Source organism: Colwellia sp. 75C3, assembly GCF_002836255.1.
Classification (GTDB): Bacteria; Pseudomonadota; Gammaproteobacteria; order Enterobacterales; family Alteromonadaceae; genus Colwellia.
In genome coordinates this window covers 88,423-102,389 of the sequence record NZ_PJAU01000059.1, presented here as the reverse complement: position 1 = coordinate 102,389, position 13,967 = coordinate 88,423, and the positions used below count along the sequence as shown (strand labels likewise).

Here is a 13,967-nt window from a genome sequence, read left to right as displayed (position 1 = left end):
TTTACATAGAATAACGATGTTACAAAACTCGCGCCGCGATTAAAACCGTTTTAAATTGAATAAATTTTAACCCTGAAAGATCAACAGACCCTAGTCAGAAAATAAAATAAACTATTTAATCAACACTAACGAGTAATCTTATGAAAAAATTTATCCAAGTAACACTATTAGCTTTAGCGATGAGCCCTGCTCTATTGGTATCTGACTTAGCTAACGCCAGTAGTATGCCGCAATCAGCTTCTCCCGCAACTGCCAACGTTTACATTATTTCACCTGCCGATGGTGCAACAGTGCAAGGTACTTTTACAGTAACATTTGGTTTAAAAGACATGGGTGTTTCACCAGCAGGTATTGAGAAAAAAAATACCGGTCATCATCATTTATTAATTGATAAAGCTGCTCTTCCTGCGTTTGATATGCCTATGGGCGGTGATGTTAAACACTTTGGTGGTGGGCAAACTCAAACGACATTAACATTACCTAAAGGCCAGCATACTTTACAGCTTATTATGGGCGATCATCATCACATCCCTCATAAGCCTGCGGTTATATCTAAAAAGATAACGATTACTGTTAAGTAAGTTGAGTGGAAGTTAAGTATTAGACACTTAAGCTATCAGAGCTACTAACCTAGTGTTAGTAGCTCTGATATTTAACGTTTTATTTATTAACAGCTGAAGCCAGCAAACTTATAAGGTAACGAACTCTTCTGCTGAAGTAGGATGAATAGCAATAGTGTTATCAAAGTCAGCTTTAGTGGCGCCCATTTTCATCGCCACAGCAAAGCCTTGTAATAGTTCATCGCTGCCAAAACCGATACTGTGTAAACCCACCACTTTTTCTTCAGCGCCGGCACAAATCAACTTCATACGAGTAGGGTCACGATAATCATCAGTGATCGCTTGATATAACGCGGTAAATTGAGAGTTATAAACCGTAATGTTTTCTTCACCGTACTCAGCAATAGCCTCGTCTTGGGTTAAACCTACAGTACCTATAACCGGATGACTAAATACTACGGTGGCAATGCCAGAGTAATCTAAATGTTCATTCGGTTTATTATTAAATAAACGTTCACATAAGCGACGCCCTGCGGCTACTGCGACAGGTGTTAATTGTGCACGTCCGGTATTATCACCAACAGCATAAATACCATCAACATTAGTATTTTGAAATTTATCTGTAGGAATAAAACCACGTTCATCTAACGCGATCCCTGTTGACTCGATATTAATATTATCAGTCGCAGGTTCACGGCCTATTGCCCAAACTAAGGTGTTAACTGGACCAATAGTTTTACCATTAGTTAAATGCACCACTAAACGACCATCACTCAATTTTTCAATGCGTTCTGGTGTACTGTGGTTATGTAACGTTGGCCCGTGTTTTGCCATTTGCTCTACCAAGGTATCGCTTAACATGTCATCAAAACCACGTAATGGTTTTTCTTTACGTACTAACAAATGCGTTTCACTACCTAGCGCATAAAATACGCCAGCAAGTTCAACCGCTATATACCCAGCACCAACAACAGCAACACTGTTAGGCTGTTCAGTTAACGCGAAGAAACCATCAGAGTCGATACCATGTTCTGCCCCTTCAATATTAGGGAACGCGGGACGTCCACCGGTAGCAATAGTAATGTGGTCTGCCGTAATTAATTCCCCGTTTACTTCAACGGTATTTTTATCAACGAACTTAGCAAAACCATTAATAACAGTAACATCATTGGCATCAAAACCACGTTGATAGGCAGCATGAATTCTTTCTATATAAGCTTCGCGATTAGCCACTAACTTTGCCCAATCAAATTTAGGCTTGCCTTGAGTCAAGTGATCACCAAAACCGTAATCATTGGCATATTTTAAGGCATCAGATATCTGTCCGGCATACCACATCGCTTTTTTAGGTACACAACCAACATTTACACAGGTACCACCTATGTACTTAGCTTCAATAACGGCTGCTTTTTTACCTAATTTTGCTGCGCGGTTAGCTGAAGCTATACCGCCACTACCACCGCCAATGGCAAGATAGTCAAAATGTTGTGTCATGGTTTTACTCATTAGTTAACGTTAAATAGAATGTGGGCGCCAAAACGGCTTTATTCAAGTATTAGAACCATAATAGTTGAATAATCTTTCAGTCATTAACTCGAGGTAGAAATAATTTCTGTTTTATTTAATAACAGATTTTGCATAATTTCATCCGCGGATATTGGCTTACTGTATAAGTAACCCTGTATATAATGGCATTTTTTTGCCACTAGATAATGTAATTGCTCCGTCGTTTCTACCCCTTCAGCAATACAATGCATATTGAGCCTTTTGGCTAACACTAGCGTGGTATCAACAATAGCTTCATCTGCTTCGTTAATACCAATACCAGAGACAAAACTGCGATCTATTTTTATAATATCTAAAGGTAGTTTCTTTAAATAAGATAATGACGAAAAGCCAGTGCCAAAATCATCTAGCGCTAAAGTCAGTCCTAATGCAGACAACTGGCGCATAGTAGTTATAGCACTCTCAGGTTGTAAAATTAGCGCACTTTCGGTGACTTCAACACGCAATCTTTCTGCCGGTAATTGATACCGCGCCAATAGCTCACTAATAAATGAGACTATGTCTGCTTCAATAAAGTGTTGCACTGATAAATTTATCGACACATAAAAATCAGGTCTTATGGCGTGCCATTCTTTTAGATCTTTACAGGCCCGTTCAAGTGCAGACTCTGTCATAGTAATAATTAAATTAAGCTCTTCTGATAAAGGAATAAAGTCATTCGGTGGCACTAAGCCTGTAGACGTTTGCCAACGCATTAGCATTTCTACACCGACAGCCTTACCGGTATGCGCATCAATAATTGGCTGGTAGTGATTAATAAACTCATTATTTTTCACTGCTAATTTTAGCGCGGATTCCTTACTTAAGCGTGCGATTGCTTCAACGTTCATTTGTGCCGTATAAAACTTAAAGTTATTTTTACCTGCTTGTTTCGCATGATACATAGCAACGTCAGCATGACGTAATAACTCATCAGAGTTGTTACCATCATGTGGATATACCGAAATACCAATACTTGCGCCAACACTGACTAAGTTACCCGCTAAATCGACGGGTTTACCAATCGCTTCAATAACTTCATCGGCGATTCGGCTAAGCTGATTGTCATTAGAAAAGCTCTCCAGCAATACAACAAACTCATCGCCACCAATACGCGATACCGTATCATCTATCAGCAATACATCTTTTAAACGCCTAGCAACGTCTTGCAATAACAAATCACCGTTATCATGCCCAAGAGAATCATTCACTTGCTTAAACCGATCAAGATCAATAAAAAATAGCGCTATCGATTTAGTTTGACGATTGGATAAGTCTATTGCATGTTTAATACGTTCAAGTAATAACGTACGATTAGGTAACCCTGTTAAATGGTCATAGTTTGCTAATAATCTTAATTCATTTTCGGCACTTTTTTGTGCACTAATATCAGTAAGTACAAACAAATAATGTAAAGCATTACTCACTGAATTTCGGCCTACCGTCACGTTGATGATAACGTGGTATTCATCCTTATTAGCGGTCACAATCAACTCTTCACCACGCCAGTGCTCGCCTTCTTTAAGTGACAGCATCAATTTATGATAGAAGTTACGACGTTTTTGGCTAATACCTAATAATTTTGAGTTAAAATCAAACTCTTCTTCTGGCCAGTCAAAAACAGCACGCATTGATTGGTTTGCTGTGACTCTTGATATCTTTTCGTCAATGATAAACACCCAATCTTGTGTTTGCTGAAAAGCATCCCCGTAATACTGCGCACGCTCCTCATCAGCACGAGACTCGGTAATATTTGTATAAGAGCCTGTCACTCTGGTAGGTTTATTATCAGCATCAACAGCAACAATTTTCCCTAAATCTTTATACCAAAGCCATTGGTCATCCGATGTTCTCAAACGGTAAGTACAGGAAAAATTGTCCTCTAAGTTGGCGTTGTTAATAAATATTTGCCAACAGAGAATGAATTCATCATGGTCCTCAGGATGAATCAAGGCAACATGCTCTTCAAAACTATAAAATAGCGCTTCTTCTACGTAACCTAAATCGATAGCAATGCGTTTACCAAACATTAAATCTTCATCTGCCTGCCAATCCCAGACTTCACTATTACTGCCTGTTAAGGCTAACTGAAGACGATTTTCTCGATACTTTACTTGCTCATGAGCATCAAGCAACAACTGTTGCTGAGCTTTACGGTAACGAGACCAAGTTACCATAATGAGTAACAATACGATGGCATAAAAAATTAATGCTAAGGGAGAGCGCCAAGGAGCAAAGTTGACGTCAAATTTAATATGCACTGGCTCCGAGTATTCACCCGTATAAGGAGACTTCGCTTTAATAGATAGAGTATGTTTACCTGAGGCCAAACTAGGAAAGGTAATGTGCCCCTCTCTGGTGGCGGGATAATCAACGTTGCTTTGTCCAGTTAAATGATACTTATAAATGATGCTTTTTTCATTGCCATAAGAAAAAGTAGAAAAATCAATGCGAATGCCGACATCATCATAGTTGAGATTAATAACGGCATTATCTTCAAGAGCCAGTGGTAGATCTAAATTTCGGGATAACAATTCAACGGCGGTAATTTTGACTTGGACTTTGAATCTTTCGCTATTGTGTACTTTTTTTAGTGTTGATGGATCAAAGATACTTATGCCTTCCATTGACCCATACACAAAACGACCATCAGCTAACTTTGTATAAGCTCTACCGTTAAACTCAGTCGCTCCGAGGCCATTTTTTCGGGTAAAGTGACTGATATGTTGGCTATCAGAGTCCAGCATAAATAAACCATTATGACTAGAAAACCAGATATCTCCTGCATCATCGGCCATGACACCGTAAACATTATTATCGATAATAGAATTTGCTTTATGGTAAAAATACTTTTCTTTAAAGTCAGGTAACGTTAAACCAATTAATCCTTTACCAGTAAAACTCAACCACAAGACTTGATTATTATCTATTGCCCAATTATCTATAGAGGTATAATCCCCAATCGACACACCTGGCAACTTATAAAGCTGTAAAAATTCTCGTGTATTAGCATTAAATCCCCATAAACCATCATTACCTGTTAGTAAAAACCAATCGCTATTTGGTAGTTTACCTAAGAAAAACAACAATCTTTCAGGTGGAAATAGTGCTGTTATTTCACTTAAATGGTCGATTTCATTCGTGGTTATGTTTATTTTAAAAATGCCTTTTTCATTCGTTAACCAAATAAAATCCCCTTCCTTCAACAAATCGTACTGCTGTATTGCAAGTAATTGATTGATTTCATCATTAAAAGGTAACGCTATTATTTTTTCTAAATTTTTATCAAATAGGACCACGCCATCAGCAGTATAAAGTAAGAATTGTTCTGAGTTGAGTTCATAGATGCTGTTAATATAGCTTTTGGTATAAATACTCTTTGAATCATCATTCACTAAAAATGATTTCACCTGCTGAGTTGCGAGATCAACTCGATTCAAGCCATTTGAGGTAGCAACCCAAAGTAAATCATCATTGTGGTTATCAGGTAAAGCATGCCAAACTTCGTTATAACTCAAGCTAACCGGATTGTTTTTGTTATAACTATAATTTTTAATTAATTCTCTTTTGGGGTCCCATTGATAGGCACCAACGGTATTAGAGCCTAACCAAAAAACACCATGATGATCTTTAATAATTGCTGTTATATTGTTATTCGTTCTATTGTCAAAGTAATCACTAAAGCCAAACATAAACTCACTGTGATTATTAACTTTATTAACTGAATATAGGCCTTTATCTGATGCAATATAAAGCATTTCGCCATCAGACAATGTCTGCCATGCAGCCATATTTTCAATAAGCCTTTGATAGTTAGGTAATATGGATTCACCTGCAATATACCCCTTAATATCTGTTACGTTTATCGCAAAGAAACCATCGTAAGAGCCTAAATATAAGGTCTTATTAATATCAGCGTGGACAGTATATATTTTATTCAATTTATCAATATTAGACTGCCCGCTGGTTATATCAATTTGTATTTCAGGCAGTTTCTTCCAGTGATTAGCCTTAATGCTATAAGCAAAAATACCTACCTTAGAAGCTAGATAGATCACGCCATCATGTAATGACATTTTGAAGAGTGTAGAATCACCTGCTAACTCTGATTCTAGATCAATAACTTGCTTATATTCACTGGTAATTTGGTCATAAAAGCCAAGTGTTTTTGATGTTAACACCCACATTTTATTGTCTTCATCTTGCATGAGGTCTGTAATGAAATAATCAAAGCCTTCGGCAAGTTTTATTGGGATATGTTGGTATTTATCAGTTTTAGGGTTATAGCTATAAAGTTTTAGCCCATCAATATTTAACCAAATCAAGCCATTATTATCTTCAAGAATATTATATACAGTAACATTTTCAAAATTATTATCCGGCCCAGACAATTGCCTAACTTCATTACCGTCATAAATATTGATACCATTTTCAGTGGCTAGCCAAATGAAACCGGTTTTGTCTTGGATCATTGAAATAATGCTACCTTGTGACAAACCATCATCAACAGATAGGTGTTCTAAAGACAGATTTGTTACTGCGGCATAACTATTAGGCGTACCGATAGCGCCAAATAAAATAGTAAGTATAAGCAGAAAGGAAATAAATAATTTCTTAAGCATCATCACTCAACAACAGAATTAATTATAAAAAGACAAAGAGGTATAAAGTATAACTTATTTATATTTGTGCAAACAAACATCAACTTAAAATAACAGTTGTCATTAACAAGTTTACTCACTCAACACAATAAAATCACATTAACAGATGGTTAGGCAACATAAAAACAACTGTTTACATAAATTTATATCATAACTATTGTCTCAATTACCTTGAATAAAGCCTCCCTAGGTCTTACATCAGTAATAACATAAACTAATTTTTAAGCATTATGACCAATCCATTATTAGTATCGAGCGAACTACCTGCCTTTTCAAAAATAAAACCTGAACATGTAAAGCCTGCTGTTGAGCAAGCCATTAGTGATTGCAAAAAAATTATTGCGCAAGTACTCGCTAATACTACTGTCTTCACTTGGGACAACTTGGTATTGCCTATTGATGAAGTAGATGATGTGTTATCTAAGTTATGGTCACCGGTTTCCCATATGAACTCTGTGGTTAGTAGTGATGACTTGCGTGATGCTTATGAATCTTGTCTACCCCTTTTATCAGAATATGGCACCTTTGTTGGTCAACATGAAGGTTTATATCAAGCCTACCTTAGCGTTAAAAATAGTGAACAATTTGACCAGCTAGATATAGCGCAACAAAAAGTTATTACCAACGCACTGCGCGACTTTAAACTATCTGGCATTGCGTTAAGTGATGAAGATAAAAAACGTTACGGTGAAATAGCGACTCGCTTATCAGAACTCAGTTCAAGCTTTAGCAATAACGTGCTAGATGCCACCCATGCTTTTAGCATTACTATTGAAGATGAAAGTGAACTTACCGGTTTGCCTGAGAGTGCTTTAGCAGCGGCTAAAGAGCTTGCTACAGCAAAGGAAAAACAGGGCTTTATCTTTACCCTCGATATTCCAAGTTATTTACCAGTAATGATGTATTGTGACAATGCTAACTTACGTGAGCAGCTTTATACCGCCTTTGTTACCCGTGCCTCAGATCAAGGTCCTAACGCTAACGAATTTGATAACAGCGGTATTATGAACGAGTTACTCAGCTTGAGACACGAGCTCGCTAATTTACTTGATTTCGACAATTTCGCTCAACACTCATTAGCAACAAAAATGGCAAACACCACGAATGAAGTCATGGCGTTTCTTGAAAATTTAGCCATTAAGTCGCAACATCAAGGTAAAAAAGACTTTAAAGAACTTAGCGACTTTGCCGCCAGTGAATTCAAGCACTACAACTTACAAGCGTGGGATTTAGCTTATTACAGCGAAAAATTAAAACAAAGTCGTTACGCTATTTCAGATGAACAACTACGTCCTTACTTTCCCAAAGATAAGGTTGTCTCAGGTTTGTTTGAGGTAGTGCATAAGTTATTCGGCCTTTCTATCACACACCGAGCAGGCGTTGATGCTTGGCATGACGATGTTAACTTTTATGACATATTTGATAAAGCTGGTGAAAAACGTGGTAGTTTTTATCTAGATCTATATGCTCGTGAGAAAAAACGTGGCGGTGCTTGGATGGATGTCTGCGTTGGTCGTAGTCAACTGTCTGATGGATCTATTCAATACCCGGTAGCCTATTTAACCTGTAACTTTAACGGCCCTGTAGGCAATAATCCGGCATTATTTACCCATAATGAGGTAGTTACCTTATTTCATGAATTTGGTCATGGCATTCATCATATGTTAAGCCAAATCAATGCTAGCAGTGTTGCTTGTATTAATGGTGTTCCTTGGGATGCTGTAGAGCTTCCTAGCCAATTTTTAGAAAATTGGTGTTGGCAACCAGAGGCACTCGCTTTTATCTCTGGGCACTTTGAAAGTGGCGAGCCATTGCCTCAGGCAATGCTAGATAAAATGCTAGCTGCAAAAAATTTCCAATCGGCGATGCAAATGTTACGTCAGATCGAATTCAGCATCTTTGATTTCACTATGCATGAAAGCTTTGATCCAAAAGCTGTGAACAATGAAAAACACATTCAACAAGTATTAGACAATGTTAGAACTCAATACTCAGTAGTACAAGCACCTGAATTTAATCGCTTCCAGCATGGTTTTAGTCACATCTTTGGTGGTGGTTATTCTGCCGGTTATTATAGCTACAAGTGGGCTGAAGTATTATCCGCTGATGCATTTGGCTTATTTGAAGAGCAAGGTATTTTCAATGAGCAAACAGGACAGTCATTCTTACAAAATATTCTCGAAAAAGGTGGTAGCGAAGAGCCAAGTGAATTGTTCCAAAAATTCCGTGGCCGAGCACCTGAGATAGATGCCTTATTACGTCATTGTGGTATTGAAGCATAAGCAGTTCATTAATAGCGTCATCTTTGAAGTGTTTTGTCGAAGATCCATGCGTGATTGAAATCCCGCCTACGGCATTCATTCGTAGGCGGGAACTTGTTCGCGCTTACTGATCTTTGCAATGGCAGAAAAATACTCATTTTAATTAAGAAACTATGAAACACGAATCATTTAAATCACTATTTAAACGCGCTGCTGAGCGTAAAGGCGGCACAAAAGCACTTGAGCTGTTATTAGGTAAAAAAATACTGGGCAAAAAGCTACTTGATGATACAGCCGCACAACAAAGTGTCGCCGAATTAAGTGATGACCGTATTCTTGCTGCTTTTACCAAACAAATTTTCAAATCTGGCTTTGTCTGGCGTGTAGTCGAAAATAAATGGCCTGACTTTGAAGAGCACTTTTTTAATTTTAATATTGAAAAAATGTTGATGATGCCAGAAGAAATGTTAGAACGAAAAGCCGCTGACCCTAAAATAATTCGTAACTACAATAAAGTAAAAACGATAAAAGCCAATGCTCAAATGATATTCGAACAGCAAAATAATGACAGAAGCTTCGCACAATTCATCCATGATTGGCCAAGTGAAGATATTATTGGCTTATGGGCGCACCTAAAAAAACACGGCCAACGCTTAGGCGGTAATACCGGCCCATACGCGTTGAGATTATTAGGTAAGGATACTTTTATTTTAAGCAGTGATGTGGAAGCTTACTTAAGGGCACAGCAAGTCATTGATGGTGGTTTACAAAGTAAAAAAAGCTTAACAGCAATACAAGCACATTTTAATAAATTACAAAGTGAAAGTGGCTACAGCTTAACGCAACTTAGCCGGTTAATTGCTTTTTCTTGTGGGGATAATTATGTGCAGGTGGCTGAAGAGTGAATAAATAGTGAAATCGGTGCGCCTATAATTTATATGACGCACCAAGACTTTGACTAAGCTCGTCCGTATTTATCTTCAAAACGAACAATATCATCTTCACCTAAATAACTGCCCGATTGCACTTCAATCATCTCTAACGGTAGTTTACCTGGGTTTTCTAACGCATGAACAGCGCCAATAGGAATATAAGCTGATTGGTTTTCACTTAATAATACAGTGCTATCATCAATAGTCACTTTCGCTGTACCTGAAACAATAATCCAATGCTCTGCTCGATGATGATGCATTTGTACTGATAACTTAGCGCCGGGTTTAACGGTAATACGTTTTACTTGAAAACGTTCGCCTGAATCAACACTGTCGTACTTACCCCAAGGGCGATAAACTTCTCGATGAATAACGGCTTCAGATCGTTGCTCTTTCTTCAGTTGCTCAACAATTTTCTTAACTTCTTGTACTTTATCTTTATTGGCAACTAATACGGCATCTGGCGTATCAATAATCACTAAATTATCAACTCCAACAGTCGCTATTAGCCTATTTTGGCTATGAATATAGCTGTTAGTTGTTTGCTGAGCGATTACATCACCTTTTAAAACATTCTTGTCTTCATTTTGCTCACATACTTCCCACAAGGCAGAATAAGAGCCCACATCACTCCAACCGGCATCAAGCGGAATAACTACTGCAGAGTCAGTTTTCTCCATTACCGCATAATCAATTGACTCACTGGCGCAAGCTAAGAAGTCAGTCTTGTTTGGACGAAGAAAATCAAGATCTTGCTCAACCCCTTTCATAGCTTTCTGACAATTTTCTAAAATATCACTACGGTGTTTAGCCAGCTCTTCTAAATAGCGCGAGGCTTTAAATAAAAACATACCGCTATTCCACAGGTAATCACCTGAGGCTAAATATTCATCCGCTACGTCCTGTTTAGGCTTCTCAACAAATTGTGCAACATCAAAAGTACCTGAGCTTTGCTCATTGCCCTTTTTAATATAGCCATAACCAGTCTCGGCATGAGTGGGCACAATACCAAAGGTAACTAGCTGTCCTTGTTGTGCTGCAATACTAGCTTGCTCAACCGCTTGATGGAAAGCGGCTGTGTCTTGAATTACATGATCGGCTGCTAATACCAATAACAAAGCATCTTCATCTTTTTCTAAGGCATTAATTGCCGCTAGCGCAACTGCGGGCGCAGTATTTCGTCCTTCAGGCTCAAGCAATATGCTGCTTTGATCTTGAGATAATTGTCGGACTTGTTCTGCTACTAAAAAACGATGCTCTTCATTACAAATGAAAACAGGCTCACGACTGTTTTTAGGCAAGCGTAATAATGTATCTTGCAACATACTGGTATCGTTAACTAACGGTAAAAACTGCTTAGGAAAAAGTGCGCGAGAAAGTGGCCAAAGGCGTGTACCACTACCACCACACATTATTGTTGGGAAAATAGTTACTGAAGACATGTTAGTTGTTGTGCTCATATTTATTCCGTTGATGAGATTGAAGTTTCATAGAAAGTAATGCGGTTATAGTAAACGATACTAATGAAGAGTAAAATAGCATACACAGTGCTTTCTTCACGATATTTTATAAGTTATAAATGGGATAATGCATCATGATTGAAAGCGTATAGTAAAAAGCACTACTTCAAATACTTAGTAAATATTTGAATTGTTCTCATTTTAAATTTTTTCAACTGGCTTTCAAAACGCAAAATAAACTCATTTCGATAAAAGCATTTCATTTCCAATCTGGATTTTTCATTAGATAATGATTTTTTGTATCGTGCTTCGCCACCAAGAAAATCATAAGACTCAATCCCTAGTTCAGCATAATGTTTCATTGCTTCAGAGTGTAAAGTCAGCCCTATTTTAATTTTATTATCTGAACTTTTTTGCAAAGCAGACAAATAAAAATATACTTTGTTGTTATAAACAAAATTAACTAAATAACCCAGTTCGGCTTCATTTAACGTTAATACGGCAATTTGCACCATATTGTTGGTATTGTTAAGGGCCATTGATTGATGAAAGTCTTCAAATAGTGGATTTGAAAAACCACTACCTTCATTGGTCGCTTGCCATTTATCAATATGAATACTGGCAATTTTAGGGTATAACTCAACGAGTTTTTGAGGGCTTGAAAATACCTCAAAACTTAACTGTCCTTGGCTCTGTAATATTTTTTTACTTCTGGATATTTGCAGGCGGGTATTTTTAGAAAGAGTTTTATTTAAATAATCACCATTAATGCACGATAAGGAAGCTAGATAACCGTTAGTTTCAACAGCAGTTGTTGCTAAAAAATTTAATTTAGCAAAAGACTCTGTAAAAAAATCAAGTTTTTCACTGGCCGACAAACCTATAATGACTTCTTTTACCGATGGGTCAAAGTCAGCTACAGCCTTAACCATTTCTTCTCTAACAACTACAGAACAAGACTCATCTAGCAGAAAATCATTATACTCGACCCATATTTGATCTTGTTGCTGATCCCCTGTTCGATGTAGCCACCATTGTTTTACTGTAAAGCAGCCAAAAATTTTTCTCGTTTTTTCAACAAAAAAGCCTAAACCTACAACTTGATCATCACGATATGCCTCTACAAGGAACAGTTTATCAGTCACTAAATCAAGCCAATTGCCTATCCAATGCCAAGATAAAAAAACACTACAATCAGAATCACTTTCTAATAAAAGCCATTTCTCACCAAGCTTTTCCTTTTGGGATAGCTCAAATGGTTTAACTGTTGTGACATATGTTTTTTTTATAGACATCAATACTCTGTTTGGTTAATTTTTTACTAAATTTTAAAACTTTTTTTACATTTGAATACAATTAATGCAGAATATCACACCATTGATAAATGTTATGAATGTTTAATTAAAAACTAATAATATATCGTTAAGTGCGGTAGTCATGATAGAAAAACAACTGATAATCTCCTTTCTTATTCCTACGTTTAATGAAAATGCAGTGAAATAATAGGTTATCCTATCTGACAGTTACAAATTTCACATCGCACACTATACTAGGACACTAAATTGACCAAGAATAAACACGTCTCTTTTATTATTCCCCACAAAGGGCGAGAAGAGATGCTTATACAAACAGTCAGCTCAATTCTCAACCAAAGTGGCGAACAAGCGACTTATGAAATTATCGTAGTGAGTCAAAATAAGTCCTCAAATGAGTTATCAAAGCTTGCTGAACAACACTCTAACGTTGTCATCTCTTTTCAGGAAGAGAGCTTGACAATTTCAGCGTTAAGAAATGTTGGTGCAGCCCAATCTACGGGTGAGTATCTTGCTTTTTTAGATGCTGACATTGAGTTATCTCAAAATTGGTTAAATGCCATGTTATCGACAATTGATGAGCAAGATAACTGTGTATTAGCTAGTGCCGCACAAATCAATAGCCCAACTGCGCCACCTTTAGAGAAAATAAGAACTGCATTGAGCAATGCAGATTTAGACTGCAATGTTAGTTTCTTACCTGGGCGAAATTTATTTTTATCTCGAGAAACATTTGAAAAGGTCAACGGATTTCCTGAACATCTAATAACTTGTGAAGATTATTATTTCACTGACCAAGTGAATCAACTTGGTAACCTTTATTACACATCTGCAGCAACTTATGTGCATTTAGGTGAAGACAAAAAATATAAAGAAATGTACAAAAAAGAAATTTGGCGAGGCCAGTCAAATTTACAATCAATTAGCGGACGTAATATTCCTTTAAGAGAAATTCCGAGTTTCATTATTCCTATTGCTCTGCCTATCCTATTAATTATTTTTATCAGCGCCTTATTTACTAGTAATATAGAAATAGCAATTCTAGCCCTATGTTCTTTCTTATTGCCGTTTGCACTATACAGTGTAAGGCTATATAAATTAGTGCGAAAAGAGACTAGCTTTTGGCGAGTACTTCAATTTTATGTCACCTACTTTCCAGCAAGAGTCATTGGTACATTAGCGGGTCTATTCAAATCATTTTCGAATTCAGGTGTAAAATAGATTTAAACCAGCCC

8 protein-coding genes are annotated in these 13,967 nt (G+C 37.1%); 4 read left to right on the top strand and 4 right to left on the bottom strand.

Annotated elements, in window-relative coordinates; all coding sequences use genetic code 11:
* Positions 1 to 140 precede the first annotated feature (140 nt).
* Positions 141 to 581 (top strand): DUF4399 domain-containing protein, encoded by a 441-nt coding sequence (locus tag CXF85_RS17805; RefSeq protein ID WP_101229991.1) that lies wholly within the window; start codon positions 141 to 143, stop codon positions 579 to 581.
* 108 nt (positions 582 to 689) lie between these two features.
* Here the strand turns inward: CXF85_RS17805 and gorA are convergent, their stop codons facing one another.
* Both gorA and CXF85_RS17795 read right to left on the bottom strand, forming a co-directional pair.
* Entirely contained in the window at positions 690 to 2,054 is a 1,365-nt protein-coding gene (gorA, locus tag CXF85_RS17800; RefSeq protein WP_101230281.1) for a glutathione-disulfide reductase, read from the bottom strand.
* 95 nt (positions 2,055 to 2,149) lie between these two features.
* Positions 2,150 to 6,727 carry an EAL domain-containing protein gene (locus CXF85_RS17795; protein WP_101229990.1) on the bottom strand — a complete coding sequence of 1,526 codons (4,578 nt, stop codon included), beginning with the start codon at positions 6,725 to 6,727 and terminating at the stop codon, positions 2,150 to 2,152.
* Between the two features lie 269 nt (positions 6,728 to 6,996).
* Here CXF85_RS17795 and prlC point away from each other — a divergent pair, with 269 nt between their 5' ends.
* Both prlC and CXF85_RS17785 read left to right on the top strand, forming a co-directional pair.
* Positions 6,997 to 9,048: an oligopeptidase A gene (gene prlC / locus CXF85_RS17790; protein WP_101229989.1), complete on the top strand. Its 2,052-nt coding sequence runs from the start codon at positions 6,997 to 6,999 to the stop codon at positions 9,046 to 9,048.
* 152 nt (positions 9,049 to 9,200) lie between these two features.
* The gene (locus CXF85_RS17785) at positions 9,201 to 9,932 is read left to right on the top strand and encodes a DNA-3-methyladenine glycosylase I (RefSeq protein WP_101229988.1); all 732 of its coding nucleotides are present in this window, start codon (positions 9,201 to 9,203) and stop codon (positions 9,930 to 9,932) included.
* Between the two features lie 53 nt (positions 9,933 to 9,985).
* Here CXF85_RS17785 and CXF85_RS17780 read toward each other — a convergent pair whose 3' ends face one another.
* Positions 9,986 to 11,419 (bottom strand): mannose-1-phosphate guanylyltransferase/mannose-6-phosphate isomerase, encoded by a 1,434-nt coding sequence (locus CXF85_RS17780; RefSeq protein WP_101229987.1) that lies wholly within the window; start codon positions 11,417 to 11,419, stop codon positions 9,986 to 9,988.
* A gap of 161 nt (positions 11,420 to 11,580) precedes the next feature.
* Positions 11,581 to 12,714: a GNAT family N-acetyltransferase gene (locus tag CXF85_RS17775; RefSeq protein WP_101229986.1), complete on the bottom strand. Its 1,134-nt coding sequence runs from the start codon at positions 12,712 to 12,714 to the stop codon at positions 11,581 to 11,583.
* Positions 12,715 to 12,981: 267 nt separating this feature from the next.
* Between CXF85_RS17775 and CXF85_RS17770 the strand changes: the two genes are divergently transcribed.
* Positions 12,982 to 13,953 (top strand): glycosyltransferase, encoded by a 972-nt coding sequence (locus CXF85_RS17770; protein ID WP_269801198.1) that lies wholly within the window; start codon positions 12,982 to 12,984, stop codon positions 13,951 to 13,953.
* Positions 13,954 to 13,967 lie beyond the last annotated feature (14 nt).